The following is a 2,775-nucleotide window of genomic DNA, read 5'->3' as shown; positions in this document are numbered from 1 at the left end:
CGCTCAGAAATACTGAGCAGCCTGAACTCATACGCTCGGCGCACGGGTCGGCGAATCGCTTCCCTTGCCGAGCGGGTGCGCATCTGGATCGACTGGCCACTGCCGGCGCTTCGCACACCTCTTGACGAAGGAATCGCGTGACGAAAGGGGAATGGCACCGCGGCGGCGCGATTGGCGTCGACGCCATGCGCTGCACCATCCCCCGCACCGACGCGAATTACCGCTTGCCGTCGATCAAGCCGATGTTCATGCCGGTGAACCGTTCACCCGATGCAGCGCCCGTCGTCTGGCTCAACTCGATGATTCCCGAATTGATCCCGGAGAAGCCGCCATAGAACGACGGCCGCGCCTGCGTCGGGTAATCGAACTTCGAGCTCGTGCGCGACGAACGAATCGTGCCGCCGTTCCCGCCCACGAAGCCTCCGCCTATCGTGCCGGTGCTCGACACCGTTCCCGACGATTCCGAATCGGTGATCAACGCATCGTTCCACCCGACAAATCCGCCGATGGCGCGCCCGCCGACGACCGCCACGCGGCCGCTCGCCTTCGAGCCGCTCACGACACCCTCCCGGCCCTTGTTGAAGCCGACCAGGCCACCGACGTAGCTGTCACGCCCTGCGGAAACGTCCGACGTCGAGCTCGACGACGCAATCGTGCCGCGGTTTTCGCCGACGAGCCCGCCGACACTGCTGCTCAGGCCGCCGCGCACGACGCCGCTCGAGCGCGAGCCTTCGATCTTCCCGTCGTTCACGGCCACGAGCCCGCCAACGGTGCTCGCGTTGCCTGCGCTCACGTCGCCTTCCGCCTTGCCCTGGCGGATCGCGCCGTCGTTCTTGCCGACGAGGCCGCCGACGAGGTTGCTCGCGGCATCGGTCACTCGCCCCTTCGCCGATACGTCCGCGAGGATGCCGCCGGCGTTTTTGCCCGCGAAGCCGCCGACCGCGGCCGCGCCGTTTCCGCTCACGCTGCCGGAGGCGTGCGATCCGCTGATCTCGCCGCCATCGTTGTCGCCGACGAACCCGCCGATCGTGCTGCCGGCCGCAGCGGAGACGTTGCCGTTCGCCGATGCATCGCGAATGGTGCCGACGTTGCTGCCGGCCAGGCCGCCGACCGTCGCCCCGGTCGTGGCGCTGACGTTGCCGCTCGCCGATGCATCGCGAACGGTGCCGCCGTTTCGGCCGACCAGGCCGCCGATCGTCGCCCCGGACGTGGCGCCGACGTTGCCGCTTGCCGACACGTTGGACAGATCCGAACTGGCGTTCCAGCCGATCGCGCCACCGATATAGCCGTCTTTACCGGCCGACACGGCCGTCGACGACGTCGAGTGGTCGATGGCGCCGCCGGCCGCGAAGCCGACCAGACCGCCCGCCATCACGTTGTCGCCCGCCGAAAGCCTGCCGCTGCTCGACGAATTCGAGACGGTTGACTCCCAGTTCGTGCCGACGACGCCCCCCAACGTATACACGACCGTCGACGACGCCCCCTTGCTCGTGATCTCCGCGTCGGCGCGACTGTTCGCGATCCGCGCGCCGTAAACATTCTGGCCGGCAATCCCGCCGATCGACAGCGTCTTGTCGTTGCCGGTGATACGGCCCTGGAAGCGCGCACCGTCGACAACGCCGCCGTCATTGACGCCGACGAGGCCGCCGGTCAGGCTATCGCTCTTGGTGGCAGACGAGACCGTCATCCCCGTCGCGCGCACGTTCGAGATCGTCCCGCGGTTATAGCCGGCCAGCGCACCCATCACCGAATTGCGGGCGTTCGACGTGGTGCTCACGGCAAGCGAATCGAGCGCGAGATTGGCGATGCGGCCGTGGTTTTCAGCAAACAGGCCGACGGACGGGCTGCTACCGGAGACATTCAGCCGGGAAACCGTGTTGCCGAGACCGTCGAACACGCCGTTGAACGAGCTGTTCGCGCCGATGCTCCGGAACTCTGCGCCCTTGCCGTCGACCGCGTTGCCCAGCACGTAGTGGCCCTTCAGGTCGCGGTCCACGTTGCGCAGGCCCGCCACGTCGTGGATCACCTGATACGCGTCGCCGTTCGACGAGAACGATGCGTTGCGGCCCGACAGCGTCGCCGACGCGTTGTCCTGCGTGAACCGATGGCCCTTCGTCGAGTTCAGCTCCAGTCGTGCCTGCTCACCCGTCAGCGCCAGCTTGTCGCCCACGCGGATCTCGCCCGCCGCGTTCGCCGCCACGCTCGCCTTCGCGCCGCTCGCCGTCACCGACTGCTTCAGCGCGACGTCGCCCTTCTGCGACGTCAGCGTCAGTGCATGGTCGCTCGTCCAGTTCACCGCACCATCCACCGTCAGGTCGCCCGACGTGTTGGTCAGCGCCACGTTCGTCGTGCCCAGCGTGCGCGACAGCGTCGCCGCACCAATCGCGCCGTTCGCACCATCGACGTTCGCGTTCGCCGATTCGATCGTCCACGTGCCCGCGCGGCCCGATGCGCGCGTATCGACCTGCGTGTCGCTCGACACACGAACCTGCTCGCCGCGCGTCGTCACCGTACCGCCCGCCGTGTTCGCACCTTGACCGCTCGCATCCAGCTTCCCGCCGACCTCCACCAGACCACCGTCCAGCACGATCTTCCCGTCGCGCGTGTTCAGCCCCTGCGCCTCGATCGTCCCGCTGTTGTTCACCACCGCGTTCAGCAGACCGTTCGCCGCGCGCGCCGTCATCAGCACCTCGCCGCCGTCCGCCTTCAGCAACCCGCCGTTGTGCGCCTGTGCATCCACTGCCCCACCTTCCACCTGCAGGTTCAGCAGACCGC

1 protein-coding gene is annotated in these 2,775 nt (G+C 68.0%); it reads right to left on the bottom strand.

Going from position 1 to position 2,775, the window contains the following annotated elements:
- Positions 1-217: 217 nt before the first annotated feature.
- Positions 218-2,775: beta strand repeat-containing protein (locus ACV229_RS40390; protein ID WP_448088631.1), on the bottom strand; the 2,558-nt coding region annotated here is incomplete at its 5' end.

This window comes from Burkholderia sp. MR1-5-21 (assembly GCF_053427715.1).
Note: the sequence above shows the minus strand (reverse complement) of the source record. Positions and strands in the feature narration are given on the sequence as shown.